Raw genomic sequence first — 13,014 nt, forward strand, 5'->3', positions numbered from 1 at the left:
GTCCGGGTAAATGGTTACGTTACAAAGGTACTTACTGGGATTATGGGAAAAAACTGGGTACACATCCAAGATGGGACAGGTGGTAAGGAGGGTACGCCCACTGAGCTGGTCATAACCACCAATGCTCTTCCCAATCCCGGAGACGTAATAGCTATTGAGGGAACACTTTATGCAGATAAAGACTTTGGAGCCGGATACAAATATGATGTCATCATAGAAAATTCCAAGGTGGAGACATTGACTTCTAAAAAAGAAAAAAATTAGTGGTTTAGTGGTATATATTGCAAGGTTCTTTAATTTTAAAAATCTTCAATAGAGAAAAAGATCTAATAGATAAGATAGTATCTATTTTGAATTCACATCCAGTTGGTTCATGCCTTACTGTAAAAAAATATGATATAGAAACTCTTTTAATCACAGGATTCAACAATGATCATGAAATAAATAAGTTGCTCCAACTATTTTCGAAGTCATTTCCTAATGACTTACCTTTTTCCATTTCGGTTGTTGACAAGGATGTAGACATCCCTCTAAATAATTCTCTTCTCCTTGAAAACACCTTAAGGATAGTGCCTGTGGGAGAATCAAAACCACCATCTCCCATGGATAGAACAGACGGCTGTATAAAGAATATTTTTATTAAGTGTCAACAATCTTTTGGATACGGCACCCATCCCAGCACAAGAGGCGCATTACTTGCGCTAATTTGGCTCTTTAGACGCGGCAACCTTAGTGAAAAAATTGTCTTGGATTGTGGGACAGGATCAGGCATACTGTCTTTAGCAGCACTTTTTTTAGGTGCTAAAAAGGTAGTGGGAATCGACATCAGTCAAGAAGCCATAAAAGAAGCTAGAGAAAATGCAGGACTTAACAATTGTCCAAAAGAACGATTGTCTTTCTTAAAAGGATCTGCTTTGGAAACTGATTTGCAAGGTTATGACCTCATAATTGCAAACATGGTCCCAAGCGTAATGGAGATTTTTTCTAAAAGACTTGTAGAGAGCGATTTAAAGTCAGGAGCAATCGTAATAACTTCAGGTAGTAAATCGAAAGCAACTCATCACTGGCTAAGGCAGTGCCAAACTGGCGCATTAATCAACCATAACAATAAGTTTAAGCCCATAAAGTCTTTCAATATTGAGGGGTGGTTTACTACTGTGTGGGAAAAATAGGAGGATCAAAACATGAATCTTTCGCTTATCTTAATTCCAGTAGATTTTTCAGATTGCGCAGCTCATGGTGTCGCCTATGCCAAAAAACTCACAGAGAAATTTAATGCAGAGTGTATTCTAATACATGTTATTGATGAAGCTATAGCTCGTCAAATTTCCCAATACTGTAAGGAAACTCTAGATAAAACAAAAGAACGCCTTATTAATCAAGCTCATCAAGCCATGAGAGCTTTTATAGATAGAAATGATGCCAAATCAATCGTAAAGGATACAATAGTTAGTTTCGGGACTCCGTTCCAGGAAATTTCCATTAAGGCAAGAGAACTACAGGTAGACCTGATTCTTATGGGAGGTTACGGAAGCAGGGGAAAGGGGCAGCTTTCTGAGATCTTTTTTGGAAGCACTGTAGAAAAGGTTGTTCGTCTCCTACCATGCCCTGTTCTCTGTGTACCTTATGGATGGGGAGAAGAAAGTTAAAAATATCACCCCCCCGATTTTTAACGTCGGGGGGTGACTGTCTACTCAGCTATCCCTTATGAATTGTAGACTTCGCTTTATTTCATAATCCGCCTGCCAATCTTACCACCAACTCCAGGATGCTGTGGGCGCTTTGGCTGCTTTGCAAAAGAAGGGGCAGGAGTCAAGATATCTCTTGAAGACCTTTGTCCGACCTTACCAATATTTTTCATACCTATCTGACCATTTTCAAAGATTTCACCTGAAAAGGTCACGAAATCTCCAGGCTTGAGATCATTTTGGGTAGTGTCGAGTTTTACTTTAAGGGTAAGGTGTGTTCCCGGGGTCTGAATAACGGCCGTCCCATCATCCTCAATTTCATTAATAAGTGCCCTAAATCGTACGAGATTTTGACGAAGCACTAAAATCCCCACAGCAAAATATTCATTATTGATGTACTGGGCCAGGACCCTTACTGGCAAGCCTGATCTAAGTACAGACCTATCAAGCCCTTTAGATACTAAAATAGACCTAAATGCCCGAATGACAGTATTGTCATTTAGACTAATAGATAGACCATTAACGGTAATATGTGATTGGTCTTCATCTACCTCACTAATTAGTCCTCTAATGTCTAGGATAGGTCCCTGGACAATTCTTTTTACAAAATATCCATTGTCATCACTATAGCCTATTCTCACCCTAACACTGGTTAGATCCAGGTCCCCAATGGAAACTTTCTCGCCATATTGGCCAATAATTAGTGTGGAAAACGGATCTCCAGCACTTTCATCTAAAACCCTTGCCTTAATTCCCGCACAAGTGAGATTACCGTCTTCATAACTTGCGGGCCCCAGCCATAAAACATCTCGTTTGAAAGGCCTACGCATCCTGTTTAAAAGAAGCCCCCTTTTTCCAAAACTTGCCTCCATCTCAACAATTTCACCAATCTCAATAGCTGTACCATTAGCACCTTGGTCTCCTGACACCAATGTTTCAAGCATATCTTCAAGGGCGTCGTCTCCATCCATGTCATTTTCTACTGTTGAATCTACAGGCACTGTAACATTGTTACCCCCAACATCTATGGTGATATTGTCGCCTCCAACAGAAACAACCTCTCCACTAAAGGTGAGGTCATCTTCCTCAACCTGTGCTCCCACTATTTTGGGTAAGAAAAACAGCATTCCAGCTAGTAAAAAGGCCAAAAAATGGCACTTCTTAAGGTCTAGCATAATAACCTCCTTTTAATTTTTTTTAATGTTTATCGACACTACTTTAAAATAACTTTAATTTTTTCGCCTAAGACCTATTCAAAGAACAAACTTTTAATAGGACTTTTTTAAAGCAAACCCAGGGTACTTTTCATGCTTTCAACACAAAAAATGAGGGGATTTTTGCTGGGAATTGGTATTGTCAGCTGCTATAGTCTATTGATTGGCTATTAAATCCGTGAGGGCTTCCTGGATCGCAGGATATTCAAACCTAAAGCCTTCTTGAAGCAAACGCTTTGGATATACTATCTTAGATGCAGTAAGCACCACCGAAGCGTCGCCATAGAGGATTTTTAAAAAAAATATGGGGATAGGGATTATTGCAGGTCGATTTAATGCCTGTCCCAATGCCTTTGAAAATTCTTTATTTGTTACAGGATTCGGTGAAACACCATTAAAAATTCCTGTAAGACCCCTCTCTATTACAAAAGAGATTGCATTTATGAGATCGTCTATGTGAATCCAGCTCATAACCATTGAACCCGACCCTATAGGGCCTCCAAGGCCGAGCTTAAAGGGAAGCAGCATCTTTTTTAAGGCCCCACCATCTTTTCCAAGAACCATTCCAAAACGAAATATCGCCGTAGGACATTGCGCCTTTTGCGCCTCTTTTTCCCACTGGCTTGCAAGCATTCCCAGAAAGTCCTCTGAGGTGCCAACACAATCTTCGTCACATTCTTTACTGTCAGGATAAATCCCCACGGCAGAAACAGATATAAAGATGCGCGGTGCCTTCTTTTCTATTGCGGCTACAAGCTTCTTTGTTGTTCCAATACGGCTATTCCAAAGTGTTTTTTTATACTCATCTGTCCAACGCTTAATTATTGGGGCACCTGCCAAGTTTATTAGGCAGTCAATGCCCTCCAGCTTTTTTGAAATATCATCAATGCTGTCATCTCTTTTAATGACACGATGATCTTTAAAACGCCTTCTCAAATGACTCCCTATGAAACCACTGGCCCCAGTAATTGCGATCTTCATTTTCTCACTCGACTATTATCTTTTTTTATACCAGCGCCCTGTTTGGTCCTGAAGCCACTCTCCAGGACGCGCCTTATGACGTATTTGTTTAGCCCTCAATCTCTCAACCACATCAATAGAAACCCCTTGTTGTTTACTGATAAATGCATAAATGATCCGTCTGTCTCTATTCTCATCATCTACTAGCTTCTTTGCCCTTTTGTCTTGCCTTATCAATTCCAGAAAACCTCTATTGTTTTCACCAACTATTCCCTTTTGTTTTAATTCCAAGATGGCCGGGATTCTTTTAAGCATCCTAGCCTTTGCTTCTTTTATAGGATCTACGGCAAAAGCCGAATAATTCATTCCTACAAAAAACATCAAGAATATCATACAACCAACCAAGGAGTAGTAACTTTTTTTACTTTCCATTTACCTTGCCTCCCTTTGAAGTCTCCTGTGTTTCCACCTCATCGATGTCTTTAAAAACATCATTAAGGGCCCTTTCTATCCTTAGATTAACGTCTATTGTTATGTGAATTGGCTTTACCTCAATTGGTGCAACTTCTACCTGGCTCTTGGTCTCAATTTGGTGTTTTGTGCACCCCATTATTGAAGCGCCAAAGACCAAACAAACGGCAACAAAAAACAATCTCCCTCTATTCATTAGAGATTCTCCTCTCAATACCTCTCTTCAGCCTCAAAAGTTCATTTATGGGCACGTTTAAATTTACATCAAGCCGCATCTTTTGCCTTATCCCATTAGCCTTATGAGCTGGCTCAAATACGCCTTTTGAAGGATTATATCTGAAGGGTAGTTTCGACGCTGGAGTTCCATCAAGCTGTATGGAAACAACGAGATTCTCGCCCTTCATTCCCAATAAGACGTTTACCCAGTCGTAGTCAAAGTCCTTCAATGCAGCACTAGCAAACTGCAGCTGTGTAAAAAGCGGATTTGATGGTGGTAATTGACTTGTAATCAATTCTGCTTCACCAATCCTTATCTTTCCCCCCTTCCCTGGCTGGGAAAACAAAACTCCATCTTCTATGACCAAGCCTTTTTGACCAAATGAAAAGGGTACTTTACCACTTACCACCCCATCTCCCTCGACCTTGTTGATCCCGAACTGAGCCAATACGTCTGCAAGATTTACTCTATCACAAAATATAATACCATTAATTTCACCCTCCTGGCTAGGGATTACGATGCCATGGGTGTAAACGGAGCCCTTGGCCCACTTAGCCCTGATACTTTCAATCAAAACTCCAAAAGGCGGAATCACAGAATAGGTCGATTCAATGTCCTCAAACTTGAAATCTCCAAAGACTATCCTTTTAATTTTTAGGTGTTGAGAAGGCGGGATGAGAAATCGTGCTGCATCTTTAAACTCTATCTTAGTCTCTATGCCTCTTAACTCCAATTTATTCTCTTTATCACTTAACTTGCCTTGTTCAAACTCTACTTCTGCCTCTACGCCATCTTCTAAACGGCTTAGATCGGCCTTTCCCGCCAGACTAACCAATCCAGAGATGGAAATCCCAGCAAAGTCTTTATCTACGATTGACAAATCAGGAATGTTTACCATTGTAGCTGGAAGCCTTAAGGATGCATAAGAGGCGTGATCTAATTCATTGTACTTCAAATAAAAAATCAAATCTGTTCCAAGTATGGAATTGGAGACCAGTAGCGCTTTGGCTGAAATAGCCTTTTGATTCCCTTCTATATTGATCTTTAAAGGGCCGATTTTATTTGATGCCAACCCAATGCTAGGTGCATTTAGCTCACCATTTAAAAGGTAATTTTTCCCTATGTTCCGTAAAGACCCTTCTGTATAGACTTCTGAAATAGAAATACTATTGCCCCCAGCATAGATATTTAATCCTTCTATTTTGGAATTTAGATTAATCTCTTTAAAATTCAGATCGCTCTTTAGTTTTAAATTAAAACTCTCCCACACCGTAGGAGTGCTCGGTATGCCATCTAATGACAAATTTAAATGCCCATCCCCAAAGAGACCTATACGTAACTTTCCGGAAATATTTTTCCCAAAATATTCATACCTTGACAATCTTACCCTATAATGACCTGAATAAAGGATTCCGCCTTCATCTTGGGCCTTTTGAAGATCGAATGAAAAGAAATTGTCTAGGGCTATCCCTCTAGATACAGACAAAGATCTCAGTACCTCATTAGTCTCTCCTTTCAGTAGATGCCATGGAGAAATGACTATATCCAGATCGCCAATATAGATAAAAGGCAAAGATGGGCTATCAATGCGAAGGTCTGAAAACTCTAAATTTGTCAGACCAATTCTTGTGACTTTAAAATCGATGTCATAATCAGGGTAGAACTCTTTAAGATTATTTAAAATAACTCTTTTTAATAAAAAGGGGGCCGACACATATATTAGGCCCCCAATTAAAAATACAGTTATTACTATCCGTTTAAAAAAGGCTTTTTTCAAAACTTATGTTTTCTCATCCATTCTTTCTTTCAAATTCTTTCATAAACTCTACAAGTTCCTCAACTCCCTTAACTGGAAAGGCATTGTAGATAGATGCCCTTATACCACCAATGGACCTGTGGCCCTTAAGCCCTGAAAGGCCTTCTTTTTCTGCCTCTTCTACAAACTTTTTCTCCAGTTCAGGGGTTGGGAGATTGAAGGTGACGTTCATAAAGGAACGTGAATCTGGCCTGGCATGGCCTTTATAAAAGTCTGAATTATCAATAGCGTCATAAAGTATCTTTGCCTTTTCTCTATTGATCTTTTCAATGGCATCTACTCCACCCTTGGCCTTTAGCCACTTGAGGACCCTTCCCACACAGTAAATAGAAAAGCACGGAGGTGTATTGAACATCGATCCCTTTTCTGCGTGGGTCTTATACTTAAACATGGTGGAAAGATTTTCTGGAGCACGATTGACAAGGTCCTTTCTCACAATCACCACGGTAACACCTGCTGGTCCCATATTCTTCTGTGCTCCGGCAAAGATCAGACCAAAAGGCCTGATATCAAACCTCCTTGAAAGGATGTCCGAGGACATATCACTTACGAGCATCTTCCCCTTTTCTGGGAACTTGTGAAACTGAGTACCATAGATGGTATTATTGGACACGAAATAGAGATATTCTGCATCTTCATCTACATCATATTGATCATCTGTGGGGACATGATCAAAGGAAGAGTCCTCACTTGAATAGGCCACCTGTACCTTGGCAATGGTCTTTGCCTCTTTAATGGCCTTCTTTGCCCAAGTGCCTGTATTCAAATAAGCACCCTTTTTGTCAGGCATGAGGAGGTTCATGGGTACCATTGCAAATTGAGTTGATGCCCCACCCTGTAAAAACAGCACATAATAGTCATCTGGAATATCCATTAGTTCTCGAAGATCTGCCTCGGCCTCCTGGATGACTTCACTAAATTCCTTTGATCTATGTGAGATCTCAAGGATACCTATGCCTTTATCGCGAAAATTCAAGACATCTCTAGAGGCCTCTTGAAGTACCTCATAGGGCAGTGTAGCTGGACCTGGACTAAAATTGTAGATTCTTTCCGGCATTTTACTCCTCTCCTAATTATATTTTTTGCCACTTTGAATTAGCACGCAATAACGCATCTTGCCATATCTTTTATCCAACATTTTTTAAATTCGGTTCAGTCTCCAATCATAGGGAATATATCTCACTTTATACCCCGAATGGTCACTTTGGGCAAAAAGCCTGTCTTGTTCATCATAAAAATATTTAGAAATGAAAAGAAGGCGTTCCTCCATTGTCTTGCCAAAGTCAGCACCATACCATTTAAATATTTTCGATAAAATGAGGAGCCTTTCCTGTCTTACCAGTCTTGCCCCTCCGGAATTTATGAAGATCATTGCGGCGGTATCAAGTTGCATATCAAGCTCTTGAGGTGAATAAATAGAGATTGGAGGGCAAGATGACGAAGCACACACAAGGGTAAAGTGTATTCTTGGGTCGAGGTGCTCCACCATAAATGCCCTTCTTGGGTCTCCGTATGAAAACGGTCTAAAGATACTCCAGGGCGGCCTCTTATTTCTCCTTAAAATACCGTGCTCAATATCATCTAGGCAAAAGATGTAGCCGCCTATGTTGTATCTCACCTGTCTAAAAAAGTTTGAAATTTCCTTTACAGAGTCCTTTATGCCCCAAGAAATTACCCCATGAATGGTCATTACATTGTAGAGATTAATCCAAAATGGCATCTTCTCAGAATCGTCTTTTAATTTGCTGAGATCAATCCGTTTTAATGCTCCTGCAATATCCAAATAATTTTCGTATAGTGGTGAAAAGGCCATTTCTTCATAGGCCACTCTCTTAGATTCAGATTTAAAAAAGGCCCCTCTCAATATATTCATTGTATCCTTTAGACGCTTTCCTATCTCTTGAGGAGATGAAAAGACGTAGGATGAATCCCCATCGTTTAGGATCTTTCTATTCTTTTTGAGGTCACCGCTAGTTAACTTCGATCTTCTAGTAGAGTTTTCCTTCTGAGCCAATGCTCTTCTAAAAGAAGACACACTATTTACAAAGCCAATATGGGTTAAGGCCTGTGGAAAATTTCCTAGAAACATATTCCAGTCATAGTCAAATTCCTCTGAAAATAGTCCTAGGTGATTGGCCATGTTGGAGAGTTCAAAAAGGAGGGTCTGGGCCTCGCCAAGTCGTCCCTGACCAACCAGATTTTCCACTAGCCAAAAAGTACATAAGGTGAAGGGGGCCTCTCCTCGTGGCATGCCATCTTCATTCAAATATCTATAAAGGAGGAATCCACTAGAAAGTTCTTCCACCACACTTTCCACTGTGGAGAGCATTTTGGGGTCTTTGAATTGGATAAAACCTGTAAGCGGTAACAAAAGGAGGCTGGAATCCAATTTGTCACTGTCATATGTCTGTACGAATGATTGCTTTTCCTGAGACCATCCCTTTTCTAATACCTCTTTTCTGATCTCGTCTTTTTCTTTTTTCCACAGAGAGACCTCGCCTGGGAAACCATACCTCTTAGCTATATAAATCCCTTTATCAAGGGCATTCCAGCACATGACCTTTGAATATACATAGTGCCGTTCCCCTAACCTCGCCTCCCATATTCCGTTGTCTGGTAGTCTCCACGTGTTTGAAACATAATTACAAATTTCCCTCAGATATTCCCAAAAATCTAGATCTATCCGCCCCACATAGTCTGAAAGGTGAGTGGCAGCTAGCATAAGTTCCCCATAGATGTCGAGTTGTCTCTGAAGATGCGCAGCGTTTCCTATCCTAACAGGCCCTGAGCTCCTAAATCCCTCTAAGTGGTCTAATACCTGTTCCTCCATTGTCTGCTCTGTCCTGATTCCGTACATGATCTGTAGTCCTTTTGCCCCATCCCTCTTCAACAACTGTTTTATCCAGGACAGGTAATTTTCCATCTCTGTTAAATGTCCCAGTTGATATAGGGCCTGTACTGTAAAGGCGGCGTCTCTAATCCAGCAAAACCTGTAATCCCAGTTTCTGGCTCCTCTGAGCTGTTCCGGTAGGGAGGTGGTTGGTGCAGCTACAATAGCCCCAGTATCCTTTGACTGAAGGAGTTTTAGAGTGATGGCAGACCTTCGCATGAGCCTTTCAAAGGGACCAAAATCAAGGATCTGGCCTGTCTCGTTTGTCTCTATCCAATTGGTCCAAAAAGTATAAATTTTATTAAATATTCTATGTACAAGTTGGGGATTTATATGGAAATCCTTTAATTTTTCATTTCCGATGGGTAGAAAAAAACACGCCTCCTCTCCCTGAGACAAGGAAAATTCAAAGACCTCTTTTTGGGGGTCAAAGTTCAAAGCCGGATAGAAAAAGAGATGAAACTTTAGGTCCTTAAATTCGACCTTAAGGGCCGATCCACTGTCTTCATATTTGGGGCTATATTTGGCATAGGGATACCGTGGGGCAAAGATGACTCTAATTTTTGCGTTCCCACTTTTACAAAGACACCTCCTAAAGAGACCTCGTTTCAGAGGAAAAGAAGTCTGTTGGTCCGCTGTTATAACCATAAAGTCAACAATTGACAGGACAGCGTCATTGGAACGCATATTCGTCTCAATAATCGCGGTGTCCTCTAGGTATCTTTGCGAAAAATCAGTTGTTTTCTCGAGACTAATCCTGAAGGTGCCGCCATTTTCTGCATCGAGTATGTCGGCAAATATACTTGGAGAGTCAAAGTAGGGAACACAAAGCCAGCCTATCGAACCGTCCTTTCCAATGAGGCCGGCCGTAGAAAGGTCTCCAATTATTCCATAATCCTCTATTCCCAGTGGCATCGTTTGATGCTACCCACAGGCCCTTCCTTTTAGATTAAAGAAAAATTTTAGGCCCTTTTTCACTCTATCTGAAAACACCTTTTTGGAAATAAAGGCCCCTACAACACGCTTATTGATTTCCCCAAAGGTTGGATATGGATGCACTGCCTGTGCAAGGGTTGAAGTTTTTACCCTTCCTTTAAGGCCTACAACCCAATAGGAAAGGAGATCTCCAGCCCTCGACCCAAGGATCTGAATTCCCAAAGGTGTACCACTCTTATCCAGGAGTAGCTTAATCTCCCCTCTTTCAGCCCCTTCGCAAATTGCCCTGTCATTCCTATCAAAACTCTCTTCAAAGAGTTCATAATCAGTTCCAGATGCCTTGCACTGAGATTCATTCATGCCAATACAGGCAAATTCAGGGTCTGTGTAAGTACACCTTGGCATATAGGTATAATCAACCTTTCGAGGGATTCGAAATACGGCATTTGTGACGACAATCCCTCCCTCGTAACCCGCGGCATGGGTAAACTGATACTTTCCTATGACGTCTCCGGCTGCATAGATGTGTTTCTGAGTCGTTCTAAGCCTATCATCGACCTTAATGCCCTGCTTATCAAAATCCACTCCGGCCTTTTCCAAAAGAAGACCATCGATATTTGGCTTTCTTCCCAGTGCTATAAGGATGGCATCACTTTGGACTGCGATGTCATCACCGGTTTCATTTATACCAATATCAACCCTTACACCACCACCTATTGGCGTAATAGATTTGATCTTGGTCCCAAGGAAAAATTTAACCCCTTCTTCCTCTAAGATACCTTTTATCTCCTCAGAAAAATCAGGATCTTCGTTCTTGAGAATGCGTTCACTCCTTTGAATTACCGTAACCTTGGACCCTAACCTGGAAAAGGCCTGCGCCATTTCTATGGCAATGGCGCCACCTCCAAGTATAGTTAGCTCTTTAGGAAGCTTATCCATAAAAAAAATCGTTTTATTAGTATGATACGATACATCTTTGATTCCAGTTATAGGGGGAATCATAGGACCAGATCCAGTGGCTATACATATTTTTTTTCCACTGTAGATTTTGCCCTCTACTGAAATTGAATGTTCGTCAACGAACTCTGGATATCCAAATATCACCTTGGCCCCAAGAGAACAGAATCGTTCAGGGGAATCGTGTTTTTGAATGGTATTTATCACATGCCTTATCCTGTCTCTCACCTTGGCAAACTCTACTGGAGGGACCTCGACCTGGGGTAGACCAAACTCAGGTCCACGTCTCATTTGATGATACAGACGCGCAGTCCTTATAAGGGTCTTACTTGGCACACAGCCATAGTGTAGACAGTCTCCTCCAAGATTTGGCTCCTTTTCAATGAGAAGGGTCTTGGCTCCAAGTTGTGCAGCACCTGCCGTAACTGTAAGACCTGCCGCACCTCCACCTATAACAATTAGGTCAAAATCATATTTGGCCATTGTGCCTCCATTTTAAAACGAGAAAAGACAGACCTGGACTGATATCTTATCTCAGCATAGGATATATAAGAACTGGGTGTCAATTTAAAATATCGATGAAGATAGCCATTCTATCAGATATTCATGGCAATTTAGAGGCCATGGACAATTGTCTTAAAGACTTGGAATCCAATGGAGTAGACACCATCATGTCTCTTGGAGACCTAGTTGGTTATGGTCCGGAACCAGATGGTGTTGTTCGCCTTGCACAGGCCCTCAAAATAAAATGCGTCATGGGAAATCATGATTATGCTGTTAATGCAGTATGTGCAGAAAGATGGTTCAATCCCCAAGCACGAACAGTTGTTGCAATGACAAGAAAATTACTCAGCGATCAAAGCCTTGATTTTTTAAAGACTCTTCCAAATACAATAGAGACGAACCATGCCCTCCTTGTCCATGGTTTTCCCCCGAATTCTTTCAAGACTTACATATATATGGTGCCGGAAAAGGGGATTAAACGGGTGCTGGCCGCAATTGACAAGCGTATTGTATTCGTAGGCCATACCCATGAACTGTATCTATACGAACTCTTGAAGAACAATGATCTCAGTATTCGACCATTAAAAACAGATCTGTATTCAGTCGGGCTAGTATTATACAAAATGCTTTCTGGCCATCTCCCCCAAAAAGACTGCCCTCTACATAGACTAAATCCTGACTGTGACAGGTCTTGGGATACATTCTTGGAGGGGGCACTATCAGAGAATCCCGAAGACAGGTTTAATGACTCCCTTGAGATGGAACGAGCACTCTCCCAGCTCTTTTCGTCTTGGAGGGAAAAAACCCTGTCTAGGTGTCCCGTTAGGCCTACTTTTGAGTATAAAAAAGAAAAGAAAAATACCAATAAAATAGGTTACATACGCACTGATCCAATCCAGCTTGTTCCTTCACAGGCAAGACAGACTTTCAATCTGGATGAATCCTTTAGACCTATGATTTGGACTAAAAACGACTATGAAAAACTAAATAGCAAACTTGTCTTCGATAAAGAAACTGGCCTTCTTTGGGAAAGTTTGGGCTCTGCCTCTCCTATGACATGGTCTCAGGCAGTGATGCGAACACAATCACTGAATCAAAAACGTATTGGTGGAGTCAGTACTTGGCACCTTCCAACCATTGATGAACTTTTGACCATTCTAGACCCTGTTCCCCATAAGACAGGCCACTGTATTGTGAGCCTATTTGATGTGGAAAAGTCATGGCTATGGAGCTCTGATTGTGTTAACAAAAAAAAGGCATGGTGTGCAAATGTACAAAATGGCTTTATTGGCTATAAGGACAAAAACTGTTACCTTTTTGCAAGGCATGTAGCGCGACTTAATATTTAAAGCAAAAGGAGA

At 41.1% G+C, this 13,014-nt stretch carries 11 protein-coding genes and 1 pseudogene; 4 read left to right on the top strand and 8 right to left on the bottom strand.

Annotated features, from left to right (window positions below):
• From DBT_RS12245 to DBT_RS10715, 3 genes and pseudogenes are all read left to right on the top strand, one after another.
• Positions 1 to 264, top strand: a pseudogene (locus DBT_RS12245) (hypothetical protein); the annotation flags it as partial.
• A gap of 17 nt (positions 265 to 281) precedes the next feature.
• The gene (locus DBT_RS12550; RefSeq protein WP_067620400.1) at positions 282 to 1,172 is read left to right on the top strand and encodes a 50S ribosomal protein L11 methyltransferase; all 891 of its coding nucleotides are present in this window, start codon (positions 282 to 284) and stop codon (positions 1,170 to 1,172) included.
• 12 nt (positions 1,173 to 1,184) lie between these two features.
• Positions 1,185 to 1,649 (top strand): universal stress protein, encoded by a 465-nt coding sequence (locus DBT_RS10715; RefSeq protein WP_067620403.1) that lies wholly within the window; start codon positions 1,185 to 1,187, stop codon positions 1,647 to 1,649.
• A gap of 77 nt (positions 1,650 to 1,726) precedes the next feature.
• Here DBT_RS10715 and DBT_RS10720 read toward each other — a convergent pair whose 3' ends face one another.
• The 8 genes from DBT_RS10720 to DBT_RS10755 all read right to left on the bottom strand — a co-directional run bounded on the left by DBT_RS10720 (position 1,727) and on the right by DBT_RS10755 (position 11,632).
• A complete protein-coding gene (locus DBT_RS10720; RefSeq protein ID WP_067620406.1) occupies positions 1,727 to 2,863 on the bottom strand; it encodes a DUF5666 domain-containing protein in 1,137 nt (378 codons plus the stop codon).
• Between the two features lie 195 nt (positions 2,864 to 3,058).
• Complete coding sequence (locus DBT_RS10725) at positions 3,059 to 3,883, bottom strand: TIGR01777 family oxidoreductase (protein ID WP_067620409.1); 825 nt, start codon at positions 3,881 to 3,883, stop codon at positions 3,059 to 3,061.
• A gap of 15 nt (positions 3,884 to 3,898) precedes the next feature.
• Positions 3,899 to 4,294 carry a YdbL family probable chaperone protein gene (locus DBT_RS10730; RefSeq protein ID WP_067620412.1) on the bottom strand — a complete coding sequence of 132 codons (396 nt, stop codon included), beginning with the start codon at positions 4,292 to 4,294 and terminating at the stop codon, positions 3,899 to 3,901.
• On the bottom strand, positions 4,284 to 4,529 hold the full coding sequence (locus DBT_RS10735; RefSeq protein WP_279614893.1) for a hypothetical protein: 246 nt from the start codon (positions 4,527 to 4,529) through the stop codon (positions 4,284 to 4,286). The genes DBT_RS10730 and DBT_RS10735 overlap by 11 nt, the downstream gene beginning before the upstream one ends.
• Positions 4,522 to 6,327: an intermembrane phospholipid transport protein YdbH family protein gene (locus DBT_RS10740; RefSeq protein ID WP_067620415.1), complete on the bottom strand. Its 1,806-nt coding sequence runs from the start codon at positions 6,325 to 6,327 to the stop codon at positions 4,522 to 4,524. Before DBT_RS10740 ends, DBT_RS10735 begins: the two co-directional genes overlap by 8 nt.
• 13 nt (positions 6,328 to 6,340) lie before the next feature.
• On the bottom strand, positions 6,341 to 7,423 hold the full coding sequence (gene serC, locus DBT_RS10745; protein ID WP_067620418.1) for a 3-phosphoserine/phosphohydroxythreonine transaminase: 1,083 nt from the start codon (positions 7,421 to 7,423) through the stop codon (positions 6,341 to 6,343).
• A gap of 84 nt (positions 7,424 to 7,507) precedes the next feature.
• Positions 7,508 to 10,171 (bottom strand): glycoside hydrolase family 15 protein, encoded by a 2,664-nt coding sequence (locus tag DBT_RS10750; RefSeq protein ID WP_067620421.1) that lies wholly within the window; start codon positions 10,169 to 10,171, stop codon positions 7,508 to 7,510.
• Positions 10,172 to 10,180: 9 nt separating this feature from the next.
• On the bottom strand, positions 10,181 to 11,632 hold the full coding sequence (locus tag DBT_RS10755) for a dihydrolipoyl dehydrogenase family protein (RefSeq protein WP_067620425.1): 1,452 nt from the start codon (positions 11,630 to 11,632) through the stop codon (positions 10,181 to 10,183).
• Between the two features lie 95 nt (positions 11,633 to 11,727).
• Between DBT_RS10755 and DBT_RS10760 the strand changes: the two genes are divergently transcribed.
• Complete coding sequence (locus tag DBT_RS10760) at positions 11,728 to 13,002, top strand: Lcl domain-containing protein (RefSeq protein WP_067620428.1); 1,275 nt, start codon at positions 11,728 to 11,730, stop codon at positions 13,000 to 13,002.
• The last annotated feature ends 12 nt before the right edge of the window (positions 13,003 to 13,014 follow it).

The sequence above is a fragment of the Dissulfuribacter thermophilus genome (assembly GCF_001687335.1).
Taxonomy (GTDB): domain Bacteria; phylum Desulfobacterota; class Dissulfuribacteria; order Dissulfuribacterales; family Dissulfuribacteraceae; genus Dissulfuribacter; species Dissulfuribacter thermophilus.